The following is a 22,328-nucleotide window of genomic DNA, read 5'->3' as shown; positions in this document are numbered from 1 at the left end:
ACGCGCGCCCGACACTCACCTGTTGTGGTTCGTCACCGTCTCGGATCACTGCCGCGAACCCTCACGAGACGACGGTGCGGGCCAGTCGGCGACAGAGCGCCATGCTGTCGTACTCCGAGAACCGTTCGACCGCGAGCGCGAGCACGCCGTAGACGACGACGCCGACCAGGACGAGGAGGGTGAACTCGATGACACCGGTGGCGACGCCCATGCGATGGACGGCGACGACGGCGATTCCCATGAGGGCGCTGGGCACTGCGGGGTAGGCGACGAGGCGAAGCAGGCGTGCGTAGCTTCCGTCGACCGCCCGCGTCGCGAGATACGTCGAGACCGGTTCGGAGAACACGAGCGAGTTGCCGACGATCACCAGCCCCGTGCCGACCGCGCCGTAGCGTGCCGTGGCGGGGTAGATGAACGCCGCGATGATCACCAGCTTGCCGAACTGGATCTTCGTGGGGATGTCGGGTTTGCCGATGGCCTGAAAGAGCGGGCCGGTCGTCGCCCCCAGCGAGCGCAGCAGCCCCCACGCGGCGAGCAGCTGGATCATCGGCACCATCGCGTCCCACTGTTCGGTGAGGAACGTGTCGACGAACGTCGGTGCGACGACGGCGATGCCGACCGCGATCGGGAAGGAGACGAACGTCGTGAGCTGAACGGTCTTGAAGAAGCCGTCGCGGAGCCGGCGGTCGTCGCTCTGCATCTTCGAGTAGGTCGGGAAGATCACGCTCGAAATGGTCTGGGTCACCTCGGTCGCGGGCGCGTTCGAGACCCGGTAGGCCAGCTGGTAGAGCCCGACGACGGCGGTGCCGAGATACCAGCCGACGAAGGCGTCGTCGCCCTCCATGATCAGGAACAACACTACGCCGGAGGCGAAGATCCACTTCCCGTAGCCGAACAGCTCGCGTGCGTGATCGAGATCGAAGCGTGGTCGCGGTCGGTAGTCGGCGACGAAATAGGAGGCCACCAGCCGGACGAAGTCGCTCGCGACCAGCCCGAGCACGAGCGCCCAGACCGAGCGGGTGAGAAAGGCCACGACGACGGCGACCGCGACGTAGAAGACCGTCCCCGACAGCGTGTAGGCGAACTGTTTGTCGAAACGGAGGTCCTTCTTGAGATAGAGCAGTCCCGGGTTCTGCAGCCCCGAGAGCAGCGGCGAGAGCGCGAGCACACGGAGGACGGGCGCGAGCTGCGGCTCGTCGAAGACGACCGGCGAGGCGACGATCGGCGCGCTGGCGAACAGGATGGCGGCGACGACGAGCCCGCGCGCGTTCTGCATCATCCAGGCCGTATCGAGATAGGCGTCGACGTCGTCGGCCTCGCGCTGGATGAGCGCGGCGTCGATGCCGAGTCTGGAGAGCTTGGTGAGCGCGCTCATCACGACGAGCGCGAGCGCCATCACGCCGTACGAGTCGGGGCCGATGAGCCGCGCGACGAGCAGCACCATCGCGAGCTGGAGCACCCTGTCGACGACGTTCGTGATCGCGACCCAGACGCCGCTGGTGACCGCGCGTTCGGTGAGGTCGCCGCCAGGGCTGAGTACGCGTCTGACCAGGGCGACGACGCTGCTGATCGACACACACCCGATTTCCGTCCGTGGTTCATATCGTCGTCGGAGTCGCCCGCGGCCCCTCTCGGGGCGGTCGACGACCACGTGGCCAGCCAGAACGTTGAAATCGTCGCCCCGTGGATAGGGTGCAATGAGCGTCCGTACCGCCGTCGTCCTCGCGGCCGGGGAGGGCAACCGCCTCCGCCCGCTGACGTACAACCGCCCCAAACCGATGCTACCAGCGGCGAACCGGCCGATCCTCGGCTACGTCTTCGACGCGCTGATCGACGCCGGGATCGAGCGGATCACCGTGGTCATCGGCTACAAGCGCGACCGCGTCCAGGAACACTTCGGGCCGACCTACCGCGACACGCCGCTCGACTACGTGATACAGGACAAACAGCTCGGCAGCGGGCACGCACTGCTCGCTGCACGTTCGTCGGTCGACGAACCCTTCCTGCTCGTCAACGGTGACCGCGTGTTCGACTCCGGACTGGTGGCCGACGTCGTCGCCGAGTTCGAGGCCTATCCCGACGCGCCCGCCGCGCTCGGCGTGCTCGAACATCGCGACGTGCGCCGCTACGGCGCTGTCGCCCTCCACGAGGGTCGCATCGACGAGATCGTCGAGAAGCCCGAATCCGACGACTTCCGCCTGATCAACGCCGGCGTCTACGCCTTTCGAACGGGGATCTTCGACGCGATCGAGGCGACCGAGCGCCGCGACGGCGAGCTTCAGCTGCCCGACACGCTCGCGCGCCTCATCGACGAGGGTGAGGACGTCCGCGGGGTGCGCGTCGATGGCCTTTCGCCGCACGCCACCTACCCGTGGGATCTCCTGACCGTGACCCAGGAGATCCTCGCGCGCGGTCGCGTCGACGAACCCGCGCTCGAACAGGGCGTCTGGGTCGACGACACGTCGCTCGTCCACGAGTCGGCGACGCTCCAGGCACCCGTCGTGGTGGGGCCGGACTGCGAGGTCGGCCCCGGCGCGGTCGTCGGGCCGGACGTCGCGATCGGGCGCAACGTCACCGTCGAGGCGAACGCGACCGTCACGCGCAGCGTGCTCGACGGCGACACACGCGTCGGGCCAGGGAGCACGATTCTGGACTGCGTTGCCGGTCAGGACGTGACGCTCGGACCGGGCACCCTCGTGCCCGGCGGGCAGACCGACGTCCGGATCGGCACGCACGTTCACGAGGACCGCTCGCTCGGGGCGGTCGTCGCCGACCGGGTCGACGCCGACGGTGGAGTCACGCTCGAACCGGGAACGCTGGTCGGGCCGGGCGCACGGCTGCACGTCGGCGTGCGGGCACGCGGTGAGATCCCCGCGGGCGCGGAGGTGCTCGACTGATGTGTGGGATCGTCGGCTGCGTCGGCCGGCCGGACGAGACCCTCGACGTGCTGATGCACGGGCTCTCGAAGCTCGAATACCGGGGCTACGACTCGGCAGGCGTCGCGCTCGCCAACAGCGCCGTCGAGATCGAAAAACACGAGGGCGAACTCGCGAACCTCGAACGCGCGGTCGACGACGACGCCCCGTCCGGCCCCGTCGGCATCGGCCACACCCGCTGGAGCACGCACGGCCCGCCGAGCGACCGCAACTCCCACCCGCACGCCGACTGTGAGGGCGAGGTCGCGGTCATCCACAACGGCATCATCGAGAACTTCCAAACTGTCAAGGACGAACTCACCGCCGCGGGCCACGAGTTCACGAGCGATACCGACACCGAGGTCGTCCCCCATCTCATCGAATCGGCGCTCGCCGACGGCGCGAGCCACGAGGAGGCCTTCCGCGCGGCGATCGAGCGCGTCGAGGGGAGCTACGCCATCGCTGCCGTCTTCGCTGGGGGCGACTCGGTGTTCTGTACGCGCCAGGACTCGCCGCTCGTGCTCGGCATCGACGACGGCGCGACCTATCTCGCGAGCGACGTGCCCGCCTTCAGGGAGTTCACCGACCGCGTCGTCTACCTAGAGGACGGTGAGTTCGCACGCATCGACGCTGACGGCTGGGACGTCTCGACGGCCGACGGCGAGCCGGTCGAGAAGACGATCCACACCGTGAACTGGGACGCCGAGGAGACGGGCAAGAGCGGCTACGATCACTTCATGCTGAAGGAGATCCACGAGCAGCCGCGCGCGCTCCGGCAGTGTCTGCGCGGGCGTGTCGACGAACTCGGCGGCCAGGTCGAACTGGACGAACTCGCCGGCGTCAGACCCACAACCGTGCAGTTCGTCGCCTGCGGCACCTCCTATCACGCGGCGCTGTACGGCGCGGAGCTGTTCCGCGAGGCGGGCGTCCCCGCACAGGCGTTTCTGGCCAGCGAGTACGTCACTTCGCCGCCGCCGATCGGCGACGCGCTCGTCGTCGGCGTCACACAGAGCGGCGAGACCGCCGACACGCTGAGTGCGCTCCGGGAGGCACGCCAGCGCGGCGCGCGCACGCTCGCGCTCACCAACGTGGTCGGCTCAACCGTCGCCCGCGAGTGCGATCACACTCTCTACATCCGTGCCGGCCCCGAGATCGGTGTCGCGGCCTCGAAGACGTTCGCGAGCCAGCTGGCCGCGCTCAACCTCTTCGCGTTCGCGGCCACCGACGATCACGATCGCGAGGCGATCGGCGCGCTGCGCGACCTTCCCAGCACTGTGCAGGAGGTCATCGACGACTCGACGGCCGCATCCGTCGCCGAGGCGTATCACGACGCCGACGCCTACTTCTTCATCGGTCGCGGGCTGAACTACCCGGTGGCGCTCGAAGGCGCGCTCAAGCTCAAGGAAATCACCTACCGCCACGCCGAAGGGTTCGCCGCCGGCGAGCTCAAACACGGGCCGTTGGCCCTGGTGACCGACAACTCGCCGGTGATCGCCATCACCACGGGCGACGGCGAGCTCGCGCGCAAGACGGTGAACAACGTCAAGGAGGTCGAGGCGCGCGACGCGCCCGTCATCGCCGTCACCGACGGCCAGTCGGACATCGAGCGCTACGCCGATCACGTCCTCACCATCCCCGAGACACAGCCACGGACCGCCGCCGTCCTCGCGAACGTCCAGCTCCAGCTGCTCGCCTACCACACAGCCGACCAGCTCGGCCGCTCGATCGACAAACCCCGCAACCTCGCGAAGAGCGTCACCGTCGAATAATACTGTCCGATCCGCCACAAACTCCCTTTCGTCGTTCGTCCATCCACCGTATCAGCCGCGCCACCGGCTTTACTGACCGGCTGCATCGGCGCGCAGCGGCCGTTGGAGCACACTATCGTGCATCGTGTTCCGAGCAGTCGAGAACGGCAAACGTTTTGACTGTTCGGGAGTTACTCGGACAACGAGTAACTAATGTCGATCATCGTCACCGGGGCCGACGGCTACGTCGGCTGGCCGACCGCGCTGCGAATCGCCGACCGCACCGACGAGCGCGTGCTCTGTGTCGACAACTTCGCCCGCCGCGAGTGGGTCGCCTCGGTCGGCGCGACGAGCGCCACGGCGGTCGCCTCGATGGACGACCGGTTGGCGGCCGCCGAGGAGCAGGGTTACATGAACCTCTCCTTCATCGAGGGCGACCTCACGGACCGGGCGTTCGTCGACCGACTGCTCGCGGTGCACGAACCGCGCGCGATCGTCCACACCGCCGCCCAGCCCTCCGCGCCCTACTCGCAGATCAACGGCGAGCGCGCCAACGAGACCCAGCACAACAACCTTCAGGCGACGCGCAACCTCGTCTGGGGGCTCCAGGAGGCCGGACTCACCGACACCCACTTCATCGAGACGACCACGACGGGCGTCTACGGCGCGCCCGAGTTCCCGATCCCGGAGGGCGGCGCGACGATGGAAAACGAGGGCGCGCGCGACGAGGTGCCCTTCCCCGCGATGGCCGGCAGCTGGTATCACCTCACCAAGAGCCACGACGCGGCCAACCTCCGGCTGGCCCACAGCCAGTTCGATATTCCTGTGAGCGACGTGCGAACGGCGATCGTCTACGGCGCGGGCACCGACGAGACGCGCGTGGACGAGCGTCTCGCGACGCGCCTCGACTTCGACTACTACTTCGGCGTCGTCGCCCACCGTTTCGCGGCGCAGGCGGTCGCGGGCTATCCGCTCACGGTGTACGGCAAGGGCGAGCAGCGAAAGCCGTTCGTGAGCCTGGACGACGCCGTCGAGGGGCTCGCGCGGCTCGCGCTCGTCGATCACGCCGAGCGCCCCGCCGCCCACACCGTCTACAACCAGACCACGCGCGCGATCAGCATCGTCGAGATCGCCGAGACGATCGCGGCGGTCGGTGACGAACACGGTCTCGACGTCGACGTCGAACACGTCGAAAACCCACGCGACGAGGACGAGACTCACAAGATGGAGATCCGACACGAGAAGTATGACAATCTCATCGACGGGCAGTCGGTCGATTTCCGGGCGGGCATCGACGAGGTCGTCGGCGCGATGAACGATCGGCGCTCGGTGATCGAGAGCCACGAGGACCGCTTCCTGCCGGACATGCTCGAATCGTGACCGACCTGCTCGTCACGGGCGGCTGTGGCTACATCGGCAGCGCGCTGGTGCCCCTGTTGGCCGACGACGATCGCGTGGATCGGCTGGTCGTGCTCGACTCGCTCACCTCGGGTTCGCCACGGAACCTGCGTGGCTCGGTCGAAGCGATCGCGTTCCGACAGGGCGACGTCCGCGAGTACGGCGACGTCGAGAGCGCGATGCGCGGGGTGGATGCCGTCGTTCATCTGGCGGCGATCACCGGTGCCGACAGCACGCACGACCGCCGCGATGAGACTTACGCGACCAATCTGGAGGGGACGCGCAACGTGCTCACCGCCGCCCGAAAGATGGGCGTCGAGCGCGTCGTTCTCGCCTCCTCGTGTAACATCTACGGGCGCGCGACGAGCACCGACATCGACGAGGGGATCGAGCCGGATCCGATCAACCCCTACGCCGAGACCAAATACGAAGCGGAGCAACTCCTCGCCGAGTACGCCGACGACTACGGGCTCGACGGGACGGCGCTCCGGCTGAGCACCGTCCACGGCGACGCACCGGGCATCCGGTTCAACCTCGTCGTCAACCAGTTCGTCTTCCGCGCGCTCACGGACCGTCCCCTGACGGTGTACGGCGACGGCTCGAACTGGCGGCCGTTCATCCACGCCCGCGACGCCGCCCGCGCCTACCGCGAGGCGGCGCTCACGCCCGACGACTGGTCGGAGCCCGTCTACAACGTCGGCGCGAACGAGGCGAACTACCGGATCAGCGACGTCGCTACACTCATTAGCGAGGAACTTGCTACTGTGGACGTGACATACCTCGAAGACGAACATCCCGGCCCCTCCTATCACGTGAACTTCGATCGCGTGGCCGAGACGGGCTTCGAACCCGCGATCGGCCTCCGCGAGGGCGTCCGCGATCTCGCCCGGAGGTTCCGCGGATGAACCCCGACCACGAGACGCCGACGATCGCCGTGACCGGCGCGGCGGGCTACATCGGGAGCTGTGTCGTCAAACACCTCCGCAACGACCATCCCGACTGGCACGTGACGGCGCTCGACAACTTCTATCTGGGCGACGTGCGGTCGATCGGCGACGTGACCGTCGAACACGTCGACGTCCGCAACCGTGATCGGCTGGAGCACGCACTCGACGGTGCGGACATCGTGATGCATCTCGCCGCCCTTTCGGGGGTTCCCGACTGCGAGAACCGCAAGGACCTCGCCTACGAGGTCAACGTGCAGGGCACCGAGAACGTGGCGTGGTACTGCCGAAAGACGGGGACGGGGCTGGTCTTCCCGTTCAGCATGGCGACGATCGGCGATCCCGTCGAGTTCCCGATCACCGTCGATCATCCGCGTGACCCGCTCAACTGGTACGGACGGAGCAAGCTGCTGAACGAGCGTGCCATCGAGGAACTCGTCGACGGAGCGTTCCCGGCACACCTGTTCTTGAAGTCCAATCTCTACGGCGACCACGAGATCGACGGCGAGCGTGTCTCGAAGGGTACAGTAACAAATTTCTTCCTCGACCGTGCGCTCGCCGACGAGACGATCACGGTCCACGAGCCGGGCACGCAGTCGCGAAACTACATCCACGTCGAGGACGTCGCCCGTGCCTACGTCAGAAGCGCCGAGCGGATGGTCGATCAGCTCGCCGCCGGCGAGACAGGAATAGAAAAGTACGAGCTCGCGAGCGACGAGGACCCCAGCGTGATGGAGATCGCCGAGCTCGTCGCCCGCGTCGCCGGCGAGGAGCGTGGAGCCGATCCCGACGTCGAACTGATCGAGAACCCGCGCACGAGCGAGACGCTGGTCGATCGGTTCCCGGTCGACACGACGCGAACGCACGACGTGCTCGGCTGGCACGTCGAACGCTCGCTCGAAGACACGGTCAGAGAGCGGCTGCGACAGTAGCTACTCGGTATCGACGGCGACATCGGCGCTCGCCTCGTTTTCTCCTTCGCTGTCGAGTGCGCCACGTGCGTCCTGGAGTCGTCGTTCGGCTTCGTCGCGATCCTCGGGATAGCCGACGTCGATGCGCCAGCCATCCATGCGTACGGCGTCGATCGTCCGTCCCGACCGGAGGAGGAGATCGACGGCCTCCGAGAGCTCGTACTCGCCGCGCGCGGAGGGCTGGACGAGGTGGCAGGCGTGGAAGATCGCGGGTGTGAACGTGTAGAAGCCCGTGAGAACGAGGTTCGTCGGCGGGTCGTCGGGCTTTTCGATCACGTCGGTGACTTCGCCGTAGTCGTTGGTGTCACAGACGCCGTATCTGTCGGCTTCCTCCATCGGGACCTCCTCGACGAGGAAGGCGGCGTCGGCGCGGTCCTCGCGCTGGCGATCGACGACGTCCGTGAGGTTCGCCTCGAAGACGTTGTCGCCGAGGATGAGCATGAAGTCGTCGTCGATATGCTCCTCGACGGTGAGGAGGGCGTGGGCCAGCCCGGCCTGCTCGCGCTGGTGAGTGTAGGTGATCGGGATGCCCTCGAACTCGTCGCCGTAGTGTTCGATGATGACCTCCTTCTGGTAGCCGACGACGACGAGCAGCTCGCTCGCACCGAGTTCGGCCAGCTGCTCGAAACAGTGCGTGAGGATGGGTTTGTCGTCGATCTCGACCATCCCCTTCGGCTTGTCCTCGGTCAGCGGCCGGAGGCGCGTGCCCTCGCCGGCGGCCAGCACGACGGCTTTCATGGGCCTACAACGCGGGGGCCGTCGCAAATATCTGTCGTCACTCGACGATAAACCACAAACGACGATAGCAATCGCTGCTGGCGGATGCCGAGACGGCAATAGTGGATATCTCCGCTGACGCATCTTCCTGTGTGCTGCAGCGTTCATCCACTCCTTCCCCACAGGACTAAGGTATTACAGCAAGTATTACCGAGTATGAGCGAATCCACACGCGTCACGGAGAAGGGACAGGCGACGATTCCGAAGGAACTCCGTGAAAAATACGATCTGGAGCCCGGCGACGAGGTCGTCTGGGTCGACACCGATGAGGGCATCGTCGTGCAGAAGCGTACGCGCACCAGCGGGCGCGGGATGCTCGTGCCCGACGATATCTCCGAGGGAAAGCGTGCGGAGATCGCCGACGAGTTGGCACAGCGCGTCCGCGACCGCCGGGATCGCAACTACGAGGAAGTCTGATGCCGACGTACACCGCCGACGCCGTCGCCCTCCTCGTCTATCTCGTCGATGCGCTTCCGAGCGGGGCGGATCGGGTTTTCACCGAAGCCGAAGCCGCGAAAACCGTTATCCAGGCACCGAGCACGGCGCTCGCCGAAGTGTTGTACTCGGTCTCCCGCGACAAAGACATCCGGGGCATCACCCTGACAGGAACGCCGGAGGACGCTCGACGGGCACTGGTTGGGAACGGCCCTGTCGCCGTCGCACCGGTCGACGACGCGGAACTGGTCGAGTACGCGCAGGTGGTGGACGAGTTCAGCATCCACGACGCCCTGATCGTCAGTAGCCACCGAGCACAGGACACGGACGCGATCCTCACGACGGACGGCGTTATCCACGATGCCGGCTACGAGACCGTGTGGGACTGATACGGGCGACACGACGGACCGAAAGCCGCAGTTCGTCCATCTCGACCCTGTTGCTGGCGCTATCCAAATCCTCAAAGCGACCGCCGCGGAACGCAATGCATGAACGTGAGCGTCGTCGGCAGCGGCTACGTCGGCACCACAGTCGCGGCGTGTCTCGCCGATCTCGGCCACCGAGTGACCGCCATCGACATCGACACGGCGATCGTCGAGACGATCAATGACGGCGAGACGCCGATCCACGAACCGGGCCTCGCCGAGCTGGTCGAAACCCACGCCGGCGAGCGACTGCATGCGACGACCGATCACGCTACCCTCCGCGAGACGGACATCACTTTTCTCGCACTCCAGACGCCCTCGCGCGAGGACGGCAGCATCGACCTCGGAGCGCTCGAAGCCGGCACGCGCGACGTGGGCGAGGCTCTCGCCGAGAAGGAGGGCTACCACCTCGTCGTCGTCAAGAGCACGGTGATCCCCGGCACCGTCGAGGAACGGCTCGAACCGCTGCTCGAAGAGGTTTCGGGGAAGGAAGCGGGCGAGGAGTTCGGCATCGCGGTCAACCCCGAGTTCCAGAGTCAGGGATCGGCAGTCGCCGATTTCATGGGACCCGACAAGCTCGTGTTCGGCGCTGAGGATGAGCGGGCGCTCGATCGTCTCGACGAACTGTACGAGCCGCTCGTCGCCGACAACGACGGGGTTCCGATCGTCGAGACCGGTCGCCGCGAGGCGATGATGGTCAAATACGCCAACAACGTCTTCCTCGCGGGGAAGATCAGCCTCATCAACGAGCTCGGCAACCTCTGCAAGGAGTTCGGCGTCGATTCCTACGACGTGGCGGAGGCCATCGGGCTCGACGAGCGCATCGGTTCGCAGTTCCTCCGGTCAGGTGTGGGCTGGGGCGGTTCGTGTTTCCCGAAGGACACCGACGCGCTCAGAGCAGCCGGCCGCGAGGCGGGTTACGAGCCGGAACTGCTCGACAGCGTGGTCGCGATCAACGACGGCCAACCCCGGCGGATGCTCGATCTGCTCGAACGGCACACGGACGTCGAGGACCGACGGATCGCCGTGCTCGGGCTCGCCTTCAAACCCGGAACGGACGACATCCGCGGGTCGCGCGCGACGCTCGTCATCGACGAACTGCTCGATCATGGGGCGAGCGTGGCCGCTTACGATCCGGTCGCCAGCGACGCGATGGCCGAGAAATTCCCCGCCGTCGAGTACGTCGAGTCGGCGCAATCGGCGCTCGCCGATGCCCACGGCGCGCTCGTCGTCACCGACTGGGACGAGTTCGCGGTGCTCGACGAAGCATTCGACGACATGGCGCAGCAGATCGTCGTCGACGGCCGGCGTATCGTCGACCCTCGGGACGGGATGACCTACGAAGGGCTGACCTGGTGATCGACGGCGCTATTCCGATCGAGCGCTGAGTTGCGCCATGCGCCAGTTCGTCGTTCTCGGTCACGAAGTGCCGCTCACCGCCGATCTCTCGTTGGACGATCTCACGGGCGCTGGGCGACTGGACGTGCTCTGTCGCTGCGTGACCTCGGCGTTCTGTCTCTCCCATGCGATCCGCGAGGACACCCGTGTCTGGCTCGTCCTCCAGGACGAGTTCACAATCCGGTTCGAGGGTTCCGAACTCAGAAACCTCAACCCCGACGAGCGCTCGACGGCGGCGCTCGTGCGCGGGGCGCTTGACGAAAAGGATGGCGCGATCGGCCATATGGCAGCCGAGAGCTCACCCGGCGTGTCGATCTCGCGGCGCGGGCTCGCGGGCGTGCTCGACGAACTCGATGGCACGCTGCTCGAACTCCACGAAGCGGGTGGACCGGTCGTCGAGAGCGACGTACCAGGAGATCCGGCGTTCGTGCTCTCGGATCATCGGAATTTCACCGCGCGCGAGGCGGAGCTGCTGGCCGAGCGAGCCGACCGACGAGTGCGTTTGGGTCCCGAACGGCTCCACGCCGACCACGCGATCACGGTCGCGCACAACTGGCTCGACACGGGTGGGTTCGCGCGCTACTGACGATCGCCGAAGCTAAAGGGTATGTACGGCCCGCACGAGTCGAGTGAACATGCACTATCTCGGCTGGGCGCTCATCGCGCTCGTCGGCTACAGCATCTTCACCCCGTTGGCGTCGCTCGCGATGGACAACGCACCGTCGAGCGTGGTCGCGATGGTCGCCAACGGCATCCTCCTCGTCTCGGCGGTCGGTCTCACGGTCTACGAGAACGAGTCCGTGACGTCGTATTTCGGCGGGCGGACCGCGCTCTACATGGTCGGTGCGGGCGTATTCCTCGCGGTCGGCATTCTCGCGTACTACCGCGCGCTCGCGGCCGGCCCGGTGAGCATCGTCACGCCCGTCTATGGCATGTTCCTCGTCGGCAGTACGGCCCTGAGCGTGCTCTTTCTCGACGATTCGCTGACGCTCCAGAAGGGCGCGGGCATCGCACTCGCGGTCGTCGCGGTCTATCTCACCGCGACCGGGTAGAACGGAAAGGTTAACACGCTCGTGACCGTGAGTCCGACTGCGGGCCGGTGGGGTAGCTTGGTATCCTTCGGCCTTCGGGTGGCCGTAACCGCGATTCGAATTCGCGCCGGCCCATACTACCCTTGCTGTTTGACCATATGAGTTTGTCAGGATTAGTTACAATATTTTAGGAAGGTAGAACCCACTCCACTTCACTATATGCGTCTCATGAGGTACGACAGGGTTTTTGCGATTGGCTTGAATTTTTGAACCATGTATCTACCCATACAGGCACAACTATTCACTAGTATAGCTTCAGTTATTTTCTCTGGTGTGCTAGTGTTGGTTACATATTTATATTATAGAGAGACAAAGCACCACACCCAAGAGATGCAAAAATCACGTGAAGCTGACTTTAAGCCAGTAGTCAAGCCAACTATTGAGAATTGGCACGCAATACACAATCGATTTGCGTTTGAGAATACAGGCAAAGGGGCTGCGCATGATGTGACTGTTCAATGGGGATTCAATCACCTAGATTACGAGAAGGAATGGACTATACCACTCATCACACCAGGACAGCGTCATCATTTTGCTCTTCCCTTCGATGAAAATCGAAGAAATATCACAACAGAAGGTCAGATAGAGAACGAATTAGAGGGATCAGAGGGAATTCTTTGGTTCGACGTTGAATGTACAGACTCACTCGGTAATGAGATAGATCCGGAAACAGAAACGATCAACGTCCTCGAAAGTATAAAAAGCAGGGCTGGTGAGCAGCTCGAAAAAGACGAACTCCACGAAACAAGGAAAGCCATCGAAGACGTATCGGGTGCCATTGAAGATGTTAATGGTGCAGTTGAGATGAGTGGTTTTGAGGCTACTCTAAGTCGTCGGAATCAAGAAGCCGTATTAGCAATTCTTGAAGATAACGAGGACCTGACTATCTCAGAACTAAAAGATCGCTCTGGGCTTCCTTATCGCTACCTAGCAGCGATACTAACTCGACTAGATCGAATTGGCATTGTCGAATGGACTGGTGAGGGTCATTTCATTGAGCGAGAGTCCATGGAAGAGAAAATCTGGCTGTCGAGTTAATTCTGAGATTGAGACGATACCTTTGTATCATTCCTATCATTCTAAATACTATAAATACAAATTTTTTAGACAAGCTTGCTTATAGATGCAGAGCTATTTTGGTTGTTGGCTCACACCATACACATAGATGAGCACCGACAAACGACGCGTCCAGTTCCGCGCTTCCGAGAAGCTCATCGAGCGCGCGGACGCGCTGGCGACGGTCCTTGGCACCGATCGCACGGACGTGCTGACCGACGCGCTGCGCGAATATCTCCGGGACGCTGCTCACGACGATCTGCTCACACAGGAGATCGCGGGCGCGTACTACGACGACGAGCTCGAATTCGCGGAATTGAAAGCGCTCGTCGGCCCCGAAGAGGCGGCGAACTTCCGGGTTCTGAAGCGCCAGCTCGACGCATCGCTCACTGACGACCTGGCCGAGCTGTAGATGACGAGCGTCGTTGCCGATACGTCGGCGCTGGTCAGCCTCGGCGTCGTGGCCGCCCGTGATCCGTCGCCGCTCGACCGTCTGCTCTCGCGGTACACCGTCCTCACCGCGACCGAGGTCCGGGACGAACTCCGAAACATCGCATCGTATGCCGACGAACACGGGCGTGCGGCGGGAGCCGTCCTCGATCGACTGGAGCGAATCGACGTTCGTCGGATCGATCTCGACACCGATTTCCCGCTCGATGACGGTGAGAACGCCGCCGTGACGCTCGCGAACGATCACGATGCGGAGCTGTTCCTCTGTGACGAGTTCAACCAGCTTGGCCTCGTCCACGCATCGCTGATCGATACTCGATTGGTGACGACGCCGAAGCTTTTGGCGGTGTTCGTCCACAACGAGCTATTGACCGAAGCAGCCGCGACGGCGGCACTGGACGAGATCAGCGACGTTCGGAGCTGGGCGGACAACAGTTACGTCCAGCGTGCGCGAGCGACGTTCCGGTAATTTCCGCGACCCCTGTGAGTTTTCTCCGTTCCCGTGCAACGCTGCTGCATGGGAGACGACCTGCTCATCTACGGCTCGTACGGCTATACGGGCGCACTAATCACCGAAACCGCCGACGAGGAGGGGTTGGAGCCGACGCTTGCCGGCCGGCGGGCCGAACCGGTCGAACGCCAGGCGACCGATCGCGGGCTCGATCATCGCGTGTTCAGCCTCGATCACCCGACGGTCGTCGAATCGCACATCAGTGAATTCGACGCCGTATTGAACTGTGCCGGACCGTTCTCGGCGACGGCCGACCCTCTCGTGGCTGCGTGTATCGAAACCGGCACCGACTACCTCGACATCACCGGTGAGATCGCCGCCTTCGAGGCCACCGCCGAGCGCGATCGTGACGCCGAGAAGGCCGACGTGACGCTGCTGCCGGGCGTCGGGTTCGACGTGGTGCCGACCGACTGCCTTGCGGCGTATCTCCACATGAAACATCCCGGTGCCGATCGTCTCAGTCTCGCCATCGATGGATTGGGGACCGTCTCACCAGGCACACTGAAGTCGGTCATCGAGGGGCTCTCGCAGGGCGGTGCGGCGCGCATCGACGGCAGGATCGAGCGCGTGCCACCGGCCTGGAAGGTCCGCGATATCGACCTCGACGGCGGTGCGAGCACGGCCGTGACGATCCCGTGGGGTGACGTCTCGACGGCGTACTACACGACCGGGATCCCGAACGTCGAGACCTACGCGACGGTCCCGAACTACGCTGCGTCGGTGATGCGGAAAACGGGACCGCTGACGCCGCTGCTCGGTACTGCACCGGTCCAGCGTGCACTCACGGCGATTGTCGATGCGACCGTCAGCGGCCCGACTGCCGACGAGCGTGCCCGGAGCACGACACGGATCTGGGGCGAGGTCGAGGGCGACGGCGAACGCATCGCTGCCCGCCTCCGGACGCCCGACACCTACGAGTTCACCGCACGGACCGCGACCGAGATCGCCAGACGTGTTTGCGATGACGACGTCGAACCCGGGTTCCAGACGCCAGCGTCGGCGTTCGGTCCGGAGTTCGTCCTCGAATTCGACGGCGTCGAGCGTGAGGACGTGGGTGGACGATGAGCGGCCATCGAGCTGAATCTCGAATTCGATATCGTCGCATGAAGTTTATCTTTGCGAGGGCTGCAGTGTGAACGATCCCGAAAACGAGTCGTGGGCGCACGAATGGGCGAAACTCGACAGTATCGTGCTCCACTACGTCGAAGCCGGCGATCCGGACGATCCGCTTGTGGTGCTGTTGCACGGGTTTCCCGAGTTCTGGTATGCGTGGCGCAACCAGATCGACTCGCTGGCTGCGGCGGGTTTTCACGTCGTCGCGCCGGATCTTCGGGGGTACAACCGCTCGGAGAAACCGTCCGACGTCGGTTCATACCGACTGGAACGACTCGTCGACGACGTCGTCGAACTCGTCGATCACTTCGGGGTCGAGCGCGCGAACGTCATCGGGCACGACTGGGGCGGGGTCATCGCGTGGGCGTTCGGCCATCGGCGACCCGATCGTCTCGACCGTCTCGCGGTGCTGAACGCACCGCATCCCGAAGCACTCGAACGCGAACTGCGCTCACCGGCACAGCTCGCTCGTTCCTGGTACGCGCTGTTCTTCCAGCTTCCCCGGGTTCCCGAAGCGATTCTGGAACGAACTGACGGCTGGCTCGGTGCGCTGTTGCGAACCGATCTGACCAATCTGGCCGCATTCGATGAATCGGACATCGAGCGATACGAGCACGCGATTTCCCGCCCCGGCGCGCTCACGGCGGCGATCGACTACTATCGGGCGTTCGGTCGCTCCCAGTTGCGCCGCTGGTTTGGACTGGCTGATTCGAGCGGACGACACCCGACGATCGAGGCCGAAACCCTCGTGATCTGGGGCGAGCAGGACAGCGCGCTCGGCACCGAACTGCTCGATGACCTCGATCGCTGGGTGCCCGACGTCCGCATCGAACGGCTTCCCGAGGCGAGTCACTGGGTGCAAAACGATGCTCCGGAGCGCGTGACCGATCTCTTAGAGGAGTTTCTCAAATGAGCGACCTCGATCCGCTCGCGTGGGAGACGTTAGAATCGAATACGGCCTACTCCTGTCCGGGGTTCGACGTCGTCAACGAGCGGGTTCGTCTGCCCGACGGCACCGAGACGACGTTCGATTCGATAACCGAACCCGCCGCCGTCGTCGTGTTGGGGTTCACGTCGGCGGGCGAAGTAGTGATCATCGAGGAGTGGCGTCAGGCGGTCGAGCGCGTGAACCGTGGGCTGCCGGCCGGCACCGTCGAGCCCGGCGAGAGCATCGAACGGACGGCGCGACGCGAATTCGAGGAGGAGACGGGCTACGTCGCCGAGGAAATGGCCCACCTCACGACCGTCGAGCCGCTCAACGGGCTCGCGGATTCGGTCCATCACCACTTCGTCGCGCACGGCTGTCGACCCACGGGCTCACAGGAACTGGACGACAACGAAACGATTCGGGTCGATACGGCAGAGTACGACGATCTGCTCGGCGCGCTCGCGGACGACGACCTCCGCGACGGGCGCAGCGCGCTCTGCTTGCTCTATCACGCCCGCTTCGGCGCGGAAAGCGGAGTGCCTTAGACACGCGACGGCCGAACCCCGTCATGAACGACGTTTTCGAGCTCCGCAGCGCCGACGCCGCCGGCCGCATCGGCGAGCTTCGAGTGCCGCGATCCGACACGATCGTCGAGACGCCCGCACTCATGCCCGTCGTCAACCCAAACCTCCAGACGATCTCGCCCGCACGGCTCGAAGACGAGTTCGGTGCGGAGATATGTATCACCAACGGCTATATCATTTCTCAGAGTGACTACCGCGAGGAGGCTCTCTCGACGGGCCTCCACGAATTTCTCGACTTCTCCGGCGCGATCATGACCGACTCGGGATCGTTCCAGCTGGCCGAATACGGCGATATCGAGGTCACTAGCGCGGAGATCCTGGATTTCCAGTATCGCATCGGCTCCGACATCGGCACGCCGATCGACATCCCGACACCGCCCGAGGCGGGCCGCGAGCGCGCCGCCGACGAGCTCGCGACCACACAGGATCGACTCGAATCGATCCAAGACGTCGACACCGGCGAGATGCTCGTCAATGCCCCGGTACAGGGTGGTGTCCACACCGACCTGCGCGAGCGCGCCGCCCGCGACGCCCGCGCGACCGGGCTCGATATCCATCCGATCGGCGCGGCCGTGCCGCTGATGAACGCTTACGAGTACGGGACGATGGTCGACGTGATCGCGGCCGCGAAGCGGGGACTGGGGCCGAGCTCACCCGTCCACCTCTTTGGGGCGGGCCATCCGATGATGTTCGCGCTCGCGGTCGCGCTCGGCTGCGACCTGTTCGATTCGGCGGCCTACGCGCTCTACGCACGCGACGACCGCTACCTGACCGTTCGGGGCACCGAACGCCTCCCGGAGCTCGAATATCTCTCCTGTGAGTGTCCGGTCTGTGTCGCGCACACGCCCGACGAACTCCGTGCGATGCCCGACGACGAGCGCGAGACGCGCCTGGCCGAGCACAACCTCTACGTGAGTTTCGGCGAGCTCCGGCGCATCAAACAGGCCATCCGCCGGGGGAACCTGCTCGAACTCGTCGAGGCGCGTGCCCGCGGCCATCCGGCGATGCTCGACGGCTATCGCGCGCTGCTCGATCACGCAGACCAACTGGAACGGGAGGATCCGGCCTCGAAGGACGCCTTCTTCCATCTCTCCAGCGAGAGCGCCCGTCGACCGGAGGTCCGCCGTCATCACGAGCGCCTCGCACGGCTCTCGGTCGGTGGCGAGATCCTGCTGACCGAGGGCGATACCAACGCCGCATACGACGAGTCCTGGCGCGTCGTCCCGCCGTTCGGGCCGTTTCCACGCGCGCTCTCGGAGACCTACCCGCTCACCGCGGAGGTGCCCGAGCGGCTCGACGATGCAGCCTACGAGGCGGCCGCGAGCGGGGTAGCGAAACTCGTGGAGGCGAACCTCGACGCCGAGTTCACGCTTGCCCACCGAGATTGGCCCGAGCGCGCGCTCGAAACGGTCCCCGAGCGAGTTCGGCGCGCGCCGCTCGAATCGATGGACGAATACGAGGAGCGTGGCGAGGATGAGCCATGACCGAGTTCTTCGAGATCCACGCGCGCGACGGGCCGGCGCGCATCGGCGAACTCCGGCTGACGGAGTCGCTCACGACGCCCGCGCTCGTCGGCGATAGGATCGCCGATGCGGGCAGTCTCTGGCCCGAAGCCCGCGAGACGCCCGCTGGCGACCCGGATTCGCTCACCGTCCTTCCACACCGAGCGCTACCGGCCGGCACCCCTGACGAAGTCCAGTCGGCGTTCACGGTCGACTCACCCGAAATCGACGGACCGAGCGCCGCGGTGCTCTCGTCGGAAACAGCGACCGAACACGGCAGCGACGCCTACGTCCTCTCGGACGCACAGGGGCTCGTCGGCCACGCCCGCGCGTTCGTCGAGGGGATCGTCGACGTGAAGCGCGCGATCCCCGACGACGCGGCGCTCTATCTGCCGGGTGTGGCGACGCCGGCCAACGTCGCCCTGCTCGCGTACGCGGGCGTCGACCTGTTCGATGCCGATCGCGCGGTCGTGAAGGGAACACAGGGAAAGTATCTCACGAGCGACGGCGAGCAGTTCCTTGTCGATCTCGACGAGCTGCCCTGTGCCTGTCCAGCCTGCCAGCAGAGCGTGGATGAGTTCGACCGCGAGGACTGTGCGGCCCACAACGAGAACGTGCTCCGCGCCCGACTCGCGACCGTCCGCGCGCGCATCCGTCGGGGACGGCTTCGGGACTATCTGGAGGGTCAGGCCCGTCACGAGGCGTGGCTCACCGCCGCTCTCCGACGGTTCGACCAGCAGTATTCGTATCTGGAAGCGCACGCACCGATGTTCCGTCGCAACGAACTGCTCGCTGCGAGCGAGGAGAGCCTTCGACGAGTCGAGATCCAGCGCTTCGCCGAGCGCATGACCGAGCGGTACGAGAATCGGTTTTCCAACCCGCTCGTGCTCGTGCCCTGCTCGGCGACGAAACCCTACAGCGAATCGCAAAGTCACGGCCAGTTCCACGACGCGATCGGCTTCCGGGCACACACCGTCTCGATGACCTCGCCCATCGGCGTCGTACCTCAGGAGCTTGAATGCACCTACCCGGCCCAGCACTACGACTCCGTCGTGACGGGCGAGTGGAGCGCCGGCGAGATCGAGTTCGTCGCCAGCGTCCTGGAAGCCTACCTCGAACGCAACGACTACCCGCGCGTGATCGCCCACGTTCCCGACGACTACCGACAGATCACCGAGCGCGTCGAGGAGAGCCTCGACACCGAGTTCGAGTACACGGTCGAAGCCCATCCCACGACGAGCGAATCGCTGTCGAACCTCGCCGACGCGCTCTCGGGCGAACTCAAGTACTCCAAACGCGAGCGCGAGCACAACACCGTTCGGGCCATCGCCGACTACCAGTTCGGCCCCGCCGCCGGCGACGACCTGTTCGAGGAGATCTCGACGGAGGGACGCTATCCGAAGCTCAGAGTCCACGGTGACGAGCATCTCGCCACGATGGTGCCTCAGTACGGGACGCTCGCGCTCACGCTCGCGGGCGCACACCGCTGGGTCGCGAGCGACGCACCGACCAAGATCGTCGAGATCGACGAGTTCGTTCCTCACGGCAGCGTGCTCGCGCCGGGGATCGTCGACGCGAGCGAGGAGATCCGGGTCGGCGACGAGGTCGTCGTCAGGGGGCCGAAGGCGTTCGCGATCGGGCGCGCGACGATGCACGGGTGCGCGATGGCCGAGGCCTCTCGCGGGATGGCCGTCGACGTCCGTCACGTCGAGGAGCGATAGGCAACGAGAACGGGAGCGTTGGGAACGAGCCATCGGTGGGACGGTGGGGTTTTGCCGCTCCACGGGGTAGACCGTCCAATGAGCCAGCCGAGCCCCGAGGTCTACGAGGCGGGGAAGGGCATGGACGCCCACAACGCCGCGATGCGCGAGATCCGCGCGCGCAACGACCAGACCTACGACCCGCACGAACCCACCCGCGTCTGGGTCGACGAGGACAACACGCCCGACGGCGTGCGAGACAGTCTGACGATCATCCTCAACACGGGTGGCTGTCGCTGGGCGCGCGCCGGCGGCTGCACGATGTGTGGCTACGTCGCCGAATCCGTCGAGGACGGCACGGTCGCCCACGACGCACTCATGGACCAGCTCGACGTCTGCTTGGAACACGAGCGTGAGAACAGCGAAGAGCCGTGCCCGCTGATCAAGATCTACACGTCGGGAAGCTTCCTCGACGAGCGCGAGGTGCCCGCCGAGACCCGCCGAGCGATCGCCGAGGCCTTCGGCGATCGCGAGCGCATCGTCGTCGAATCGCTGCCGGATTTCGTCGAACACGATCGGCTCGCCGACTTCACCGAGCAGGGACTCGCGGTCGACGTGGCAGTCGGACTGGAGACCGCCACAGACAGGGTACGCCACGACTGCGTGAACAAGTATTTCGACTTCGCCGATTTCGTCGCGGCGAGCGAGCAGGCCCGCGACGCGGGCGCTGGCATCAAGGCCTATCTCCTGATGAAACCGCCGTTCCTCAGCGAGCGCGAGGCCGTTGCGGACATGATTGCCTCGGTCGAACGCTGTGCGGAGTACGCCCACACGGTCTCGATGAACCCCTGTAACGTCCAGCGCCACACGATGGTCGAGGAGCTGTATCACGACGGCGGCTACCGCCCGCCCTGGCTCTGGTCCGTGGCCGAAGTCCTGCGCGAGACCGCGGACGCCGACGCGCTCGTGATCTCCGATCCGGTTGGCCACGGTTCGGACAGGGGCCCACACAACTGCGGGGAGTGCGACGATCACGTGCAGACAGCGATCAAGGACTTCGACCTCAGACAGGATCCATCCGTATTCGAGCAGGTGTCCTGCGAGTGCGAGCGGACCTGGGAAGCGGTGATGGAGCGCGAGAAGAGCTACGGGCTGCCGCTGGCGCGATAGCGACTCTTCAAACGAGTTCTCGTCCACGGGTCGACCGATGGCGGCAGACTCGTTAGTTCGTGATCAGTCGTCCACGTCGATATCGGCCCCACACTCGGGACAGGTCTCGTCGGCGATCGAGAGCTGGAGATCACAGTTCGGACAGACCGCACGATAGCATGCGCGTTCACCCATGTGGGTTGGTATCGCACTCGTGATCAAAAACATTCGGTCGCCCGGCCTCACTCGGCGAACGCGCGCAGAACGCCCTGCCCATCGGTGCCGCCGAGCTCAGGCAGCGTGGCCCGTTCGGGATGAGGCATCAACACGGCGACGTGTTCGTCCTCACTACAGAGACCTGCCACCGCGCCCGTCGAGCCGTTCGGGTTTGCTTCCGGCGTCACGTTCCCGTCCTCGTCACAGTAGCGAAAGAGGATTCGATCCTCGTCGTCGAGTGTTCCGAGTTCTTCGTCATCGATCTCGAAGCGCCCCTCACCGTGGGCGATCGGGAGCGAGATGACCTCGCCAGCCTCGAAAGCGCGCGTCCACGGCGTTTCGGCGTTCTCCACGCGGAGATGGACGTACTCGCACTGGAAGCGCGCGCTCGCGTTCGTGGTGAACGCGCCGGGCGTCAGCCCCGCCTCACAGCCGACCTGCGCGCCGTTGCAGACTCCGAGCACCGGCACGCCCTCGCGCGCGGCGTCGCGGACCGCCTCGACGATGGGTGCGCGTCCGGCCATCGCACCGGCCCGGAGGTAGTCGCCGTAGGAGAACCCGCCAGGAAGGACGATGCCCGAGGGGTCGTCGGGGAGGCCGTCCTCGTGCCAGACGCGTTCGGCGTCGACACCCACCGCGTCGAGTGCGCGCACGGCGTCGCGGTCGCAGTTCGAGCCGCCGAACTGGATCACTGCTACCGTCATCTGTTCTCGATGTCGACCGAATAGTCGTGGATGGTCGGGTTGGCGAGCAGCCGTTCGGCCATTGATTCGGCACGCTCGGCGGCGGCCGCTTCGCTCTCGGCGTCGAGGTCGATCTCGAAGCGGTCGGCCGCACGGAGTTCGTCGAGTTCGAAGCCGAGCCGGGAGAGCGCCTGCCGGGTGGTCTCGGCCTCGGGATCGAGCACGCCCCGCTTCAGTCGCACGGTGACGACGGCGGTGTAGGCGGTCATATCGGGTGGCGGGTCCCGGTAGGCGAAAGCGCTTCGGATGGCGTTGGTCGCACTCATCCTGACTG

Annotated in this window: 23 protein-coding genes and 1 tRNA gene; 20 read left to right on the top strand and 4 right to left on the bottom strand. The window is 65.2% G+C overall.

Features of this window, described 5'->3' with window-relative positions:
* Positions 1-61 precede the first annotated feature (61 nt).
* Complete coding sequence (locus MUK72_RS01555; protein WP_244703146.1) at positions 62-1,576, bottom strand: lipopolysaccharide biosynthesis protein; 1,515 nt, start codon at positions 1,574-1,576, stop codon at positions 62-64.
* Positions 1,577-1,697: 121 nt separating this feature from the next.
* Here MUK72_RS01555 and MUK72_RS01550 point away from each other — a divergent pair, with 121 nt between their 5' ends.
* The 5 genes from MUK72_RS01550 to MUK72_RS01530 all read left to right on the top strand — a co-directional run bounded on the left by MUK72_RS01550 (position 1,698) and on the right by MUK72_RS01530 (position 7,937).
* Positions 1,698-2,897 (top strand): sugar phosphate nucleotidyltransferase, encoded by a 1,200-nt coding sequence (locus MUK72_RS01550; protein WP_244703144.1) that lies wholly within the window; start codon positions 1,698-1,700, stop codon positions 2,895-2,897.
* Entirely contained in the window at positions 2,897-4,684 is a 1,788-nt protein-coding gene (gene glmS, locus MUK72_RS01545; RefSeq protein ID WP_244703134.1) for a glutamine--fructose-6-phosphate transaminase (isomerizing), read from the top strand. The genes MUK72_RS01550 and glmS overlap by 1 nt, the downstream gene beginning before the upstream one ends.
* A gap of 192 nt (positions 4,685-4,876) precedes the next feature.
* Positions 4,877-6,043, top strand: coding sequence for an NAD-dependent epimerase/dehydratase family protein (locus MUK72_RS01540; RefSeq protein WP_244703132.1), 1,167 nt, complete (start codon positions 4,877-4,879; stop codon positions 6,041-6,043).
* Entirely contained in the window at positions 6,040-6,966 is a 927-nt protein-coding gene (locus MUK72_RS01535) for an NAD-dependent epimerase/dehydratase family protein (protein WP_244703130.1), read from the top strand. The genes MUK72_RS01540 and MUK72_RS01535 overlap by 4 nt, the downstream gene beginning before the upstream one ends.
* Positions 6,963-7,937 carry an NAD-dependent epimerase/dehydratase family protein gene (locus tag MUK72_RS01530; RefSeq protein WP_244703128.1) on the top strand — a complete coding sequence of 325 codons (975 nt, stop codon included), beginning with the start codon at positions 6,963-6,965 and terminating at the stop codon, positions 7,935-7,937. The genes MUK72_RS01535 and MUK72_RS01530 overlap by 4 nt, the downstream gene beginning before the upstream one ends.
* On the opposite strand, the gene aglF is transcribed toward MUK72_RS01530, so the two are convergent.
* Positions 7,938-8,714: a UTP--glucose-1-phosphate uridylyltransferase AglF gene (aglF, locus tag MUK72_RS01525; RefSeq protein WP_244703126.1), complete on the bottom strand. Its 777-nt coding sequence runs from the start codon at positions 8,712-8,714 to the stop codon at positions 7,938-7,940. It lies immediately after the preceding gene.
* A 195-nt stretch (positions 8,715-8,909) separates the two neighbouring features.
* On the opposite strand from aglF, the gene MUK72_RS01520 reads away from it, so the two are divergent.
* The 15 genes from MUK72_RS01520 to MUK72_RS01450 all read left to right on the top strand — a co-directional run bounded on the left by MUK72_RS01520 (position 8,910) and on the right by MUK72_RS01450 (position 21,116).
* Positions 8,910-9,170 (top strand): AbrB/MazE/SpoVT family DNA-binding domain-containing protein, encoded by a 261-nt coding sequence (locus MUK72_RS01520; RefSeq protein ID WP_244703124.1) that lies wholly within the window; start codon positions 8,910-8,912, stop codon positions 9,168-9,170.
* Positions 9,170-9,577: a hypothetical protein gene (locus MUK72_RS01515; protein ID WP_244703122.1), complete on the top strand. Its 408-nt coding sequence runs from the start codon at positions 9,170-9,172 to the stop codon at positions 9,575-9,577. Before MUK72_RS01520 ends, MUK72_RS01515 begins: the two co-directional genes overlap by 1 nt.
* A 99-nt stretch (positions 9,578-9,676) precedes the next feature.
* On the top strand, positions 9,677-10,972 hold the full coding sequence (gene aglM / locus MUK72_RS01510) for a UDP-glucose 6-dehydrogenase AglM (protein ID WP_244703120.1): 1,296 nt from the start codon (positions 9,677-9,679) through the stop codon (positions 10,970-10,972).
* A 37-nt stretch (positions 10,973-11,009) separates the two neighbouring features.
* The gene (trmY, locus tag MUK72_RS01505; RefSeq protein WP_244703118.1) at positions 11,010-11,597 is read left to right on the top strand and encodes a tRNA (pseudouridine(54)-N(1))-methyltransferase TrmY; all 588 of its coding nucleotides are present in this window, start codon (positions 11,010-11,012) and stop codon (positions 11,595-11,597) included.
* 49 nt (positions 11,598-11,646) lie between these two features.
* A complete protein-coding gene (locus MUK72_RS01500) occupies positions 11,647-12,063 on the top strand; it encodes an EamA family transporter (RefSeq protein WP_244703116.1) in 417 nt (138 codons plus the stop codon).
* Between the two features lie 41 nt (positions 12,064-12,104).
* Positions 12,105-12,177 (top strand) — tRNA-Pro (locus tag MUK72_RS01495).
* Positions 12,178-12,315: 138 nt separating this feature from the next.
* Positions 12,316-13,140 carry a helix-turn-helix domain-containing protein gene (locus MUK72_RS01490; protein ID WP_244703114.1) on the top strand — a complete coding sequence of 275 codons (825 nt, stop codon included), beginning with the start codon at positions 12,316-12,318 and terminating at the stop codon, positions 13,138-13,140.
* 127 nt (positions 13,141-13,267) lie between these two features.
* Positions 13,268-13,570 (top strand): hypothetical protein, encoded by a 303-nt coding sequence (locus tag MUK72_RS01485; RefSeq protein WP_244703112.1) that lies wholly within the window; start codon positions 13,268-13,270, stop codon positions 13,568-13,570.
* Positions 13,571-14,077, top strand: coding sequence for a PIN domain-containing protein (locus MUK72_RS01480; protein WP_244703110.1), 507 nt, complete (start codon positions 13,571-13,573; stop codon positions 14,075-14,077).
* A gap of 48 nt (positions 14,078-14,125) precedes the next feature.
* On the top strand, positions 14,126-15,184 hold the full coding sequence (locus MUK72_RS01475) for a saccharopine dehydrogenase family protein (RefSeq protein WP_244703108.1): 1,059 nt from the start codon (positions 14,126-14,128) through the stop codon (positions 15,182-15,184).
* Between the two features lie 67 nt (positions 15,185-15,251).
* Positions 15,252-16,145: an alpha/beta fold hydrolase gene (locus MUK72_RS01470; RefSeq protein WP_244703106.1), complete on the top strand. Its 894-nt coding sequence runs from the start codon at positions 15,252-15,254 to the stop codon at positions 16,143-16,145.
* Entirely contained in the window at positions 16,142-16,705 is a 564-nt protein-coding gene (locus MUK72_RS01465) for an NUDIX hydrolase (RefSeq protein WP_244703103.1), read from the top strand. Before MUK72_RS01470 ends, MUK72_RS01465 begins: the two co-directional genes overlap by 4 nt.
* 23 nt (positions 16,706-16,728) lie before the next feature.
* A complete protein-coding gene (tgtA, locus tag MUK72_RS01460) occupies positions 16,729-18,228 on the top strand; it encodes a tRNA guanosine(15) transglycosylase TgtA (RefSeq protein ID WP_244703101.1) in 1,500 nt (499 codons plus the stop codon).
* On the top strand, positions 18,225-19,967 hold the full coding sequence (arcS, locus tag MUK72_RS01455) for an archaeosine synthase subunit alpha (protein WP_244703099.1): 1,743 nt from the start codon (positions 18,225-18,227) through the stop codon (positions 19,965-19,967). The genes tgtA and arcS overlap by 4 nt, the downstream gene beginning before the upstream one ends.
* A 78-nt stretch (positions 19,968-20,045) precedes the next feature.
* On the top strand, positions 20,046-21,116 hold the full coding sequence (locus MUK72_RS01450) for an archaeosine biosynthesis radical SAM protein RaSEA (RefSeq protein WP_244703089.1): 1,071 nt from the start codon (positions 20,046-20,048) through the stop codon (positions 21,114-21,116).
* A gap of 221 nt (positions 21,117-21,337) precedes the next feature.
* On the opposite strand, the gene purQ is transcribed toward MUK72_RS01450, so the two are convergent.
* Positions 21,338-22,015, bottom strand: coding sequence for a phosphoribosylformylglycinamidine synthase I (gene purQ / locus MUK72_RS01445; protein WP_244703087.1), 678 nt, complete (start codon positions 22,013-22,015; stop codon positions 21,338-21,340).
* Entirely contained in the window at positions 22,012-22,263 is a 252-nt protein-coding gene (purS, locus tag MUK72_RS01440) for a phosphoribosylformylglycinamidine synthase subunit PurS (RefSeq protein ID WP_244705256.1), read from the bottom strand. Before purS ends, purQ begins: the two co-directional genes overlap by 4 nt.
* Between the last annotated feature and the right edge of the window lie 65 nt (positions 22,264-22,328).

It is taken from the genome of Halococcus dombrowskii (assembly GCF_022870485.1).
GTDB classification, from domain to species: Archaea; Halobacteriota; Halobacteria; order Halobacteriales; family Halococcaceae; genus Halococcus; species Halococcus morrhuae.
The sequence above is the reverse complement of the archived record's forward strand: the minus strand, read 5'-3'. Positions and strand labels throughout refer to the sequence as shown.

What these genes read in the sequence shown, in the direction of transcription:
- MUK72_RS01550 (WP_244703144.1), top strand. Translation starts at nt 1,698, where the DNA reads ATGAGCGTCCGTACCGCCGTCGTCCTCGCGGCCGGGGAGGGCAACCGC.
- glmS (WP_244703134.1), top strand. Translation starts at nt 2,897, where the DNA reads ATGTGTGGGATCGTCGGCTGCGTCGGCCGGCCGGACGAGACCCTCGAC.
- MUK72_RS01540 (WP_244703132.1), top strand. Translation starts at nt 4,877, where the DNA reads ATGTCGATCATCGTCACCGGGGCCGACGGCTACGTCGGCTGGCCGACC.
- MUK72_RS01530 (WP_244703128.1), top strand. Translation starts at nt 6,963, where the DNA reads ATGAACCCCGACCACGAGACGCCGACGATCGCCGTGACCGGCGCGGCG.
- aglF (WP_244703126.1), bottom strand. Translation starts at nt 8,714, where the DNA reads ATGAAAGCCGTCGTGCTGGCCGCCGGCGAGGGCACGCGCCTCCGGCCG.
- MUK72_RS01520 (WP_244703124.1), top strand. Translation starts at nt 8,910, where the DNA reads ATGAGCGAATCCACACGCGTCACGGAGAAGGGACAGGCGACGATTCCG.
- MUK72_RS01515 (WP_244703122.1), top strand. Translation starts at nt 9,170, where the DNA reads ATGCCGACGTACACCGCCGACGCCGTCGCCCTCCTCGTCTATCTCGTC.
- aglM (WP_244703120.1), top strand. Translation starts at nt 9,677, where the DNA reads ATGAACGTGAGCGTCGTCGGCAGCGGCTACGTCGGCACCACAGTCGCG.
- trmY (WP_244703118.1), top strand. Translation starts at nt 11,010, where the DNA reads ATGCGCCAGTTCGTCGTTCTCGGTCACGAAGTGCCGCTCACCGCCGAT.
- MUK72_RS01500 (WP_244703116.1), top strand. Translation starts at nt 11,647, where the DNA reads ATGCACTATCTCGGCTGGGCGCTCATCGCGCTCGTCGGCTACAGCATC.
- MUK72_RS01490 (WP_244703114.1), top strand. Translation starts at nt 12,316, where the DNA reads ATGTATCTACCCATACAGGCACAACTATTCACTAGTATAGCTTCAGTT.
- MUK72_RS01485 (WP_244703112.1), top strand. Translation starts at nt 13,268, where the DNA reads ATGAGCACCGACAAACGACGCGTCCAGTTCCGCGCTTCCGAGAAGCTC.
- MUK72_RS01480 (WP_244703110.1), top strand. Translation starts at nt 13,571, where the DNA reads ATGACGAGCGTCGTTGCCGATACGTCGGCGCTGGTCAGCCTCGGCGTC.
- MUK72_RS01475 (WP_244703108.1), top strand. Translation starts at nt 14,126, where the DNA reads ATGGGAGACGACCTGCTCATCTACGGCTCGTACGGCTATACGGGCGCA.
- MUK72_RS01465 (WP_244703103.1), top strand. Translation starts at nt 16,142, where the DNA reads ATGAGCGACCTCGATCCGCTCGCGTGGGAGACGTTAGAATCGAATACG.
- tgtA (WP_244703101.1), top strand. Translation starts at nt 16,729, where the DNA reads ATGAACGACGTTTTCGAGCTCCGCAGCGCCGACGCCGCCGGCCGCATC.
- arcS (WP_244703099.1), top strand. Translation starts at nt 18,225, where the DNA reads ATGACCGAGTTCTTCGAGATCCACGCGCGCGACGGGCCGGCGCGCATC.
- MUK72_RS01450 (WP_244703089.1), top strand. Translation starts at nt 20,046, where the DNA reads ATGAGCCAGCCGAGCCCCGAGGTCTACGAGGCGGGGAAGGGCATGGAC.
- purQ (WP_244703087.1), bottom strand. Translation starts at nt 22,015, where the DNA reads ATGACGGTAGCAGTGATCCAGTTCGGCGGCTCGAACTGCGACCGCGAC.
- purS (WP_244705256.1), bottom strand. Translation starts at nt 22,263, where the DNA reads ATGACCGCCTACACCGCCGTCGTCACCGTGCGACTGAAGCGGGGCGTG.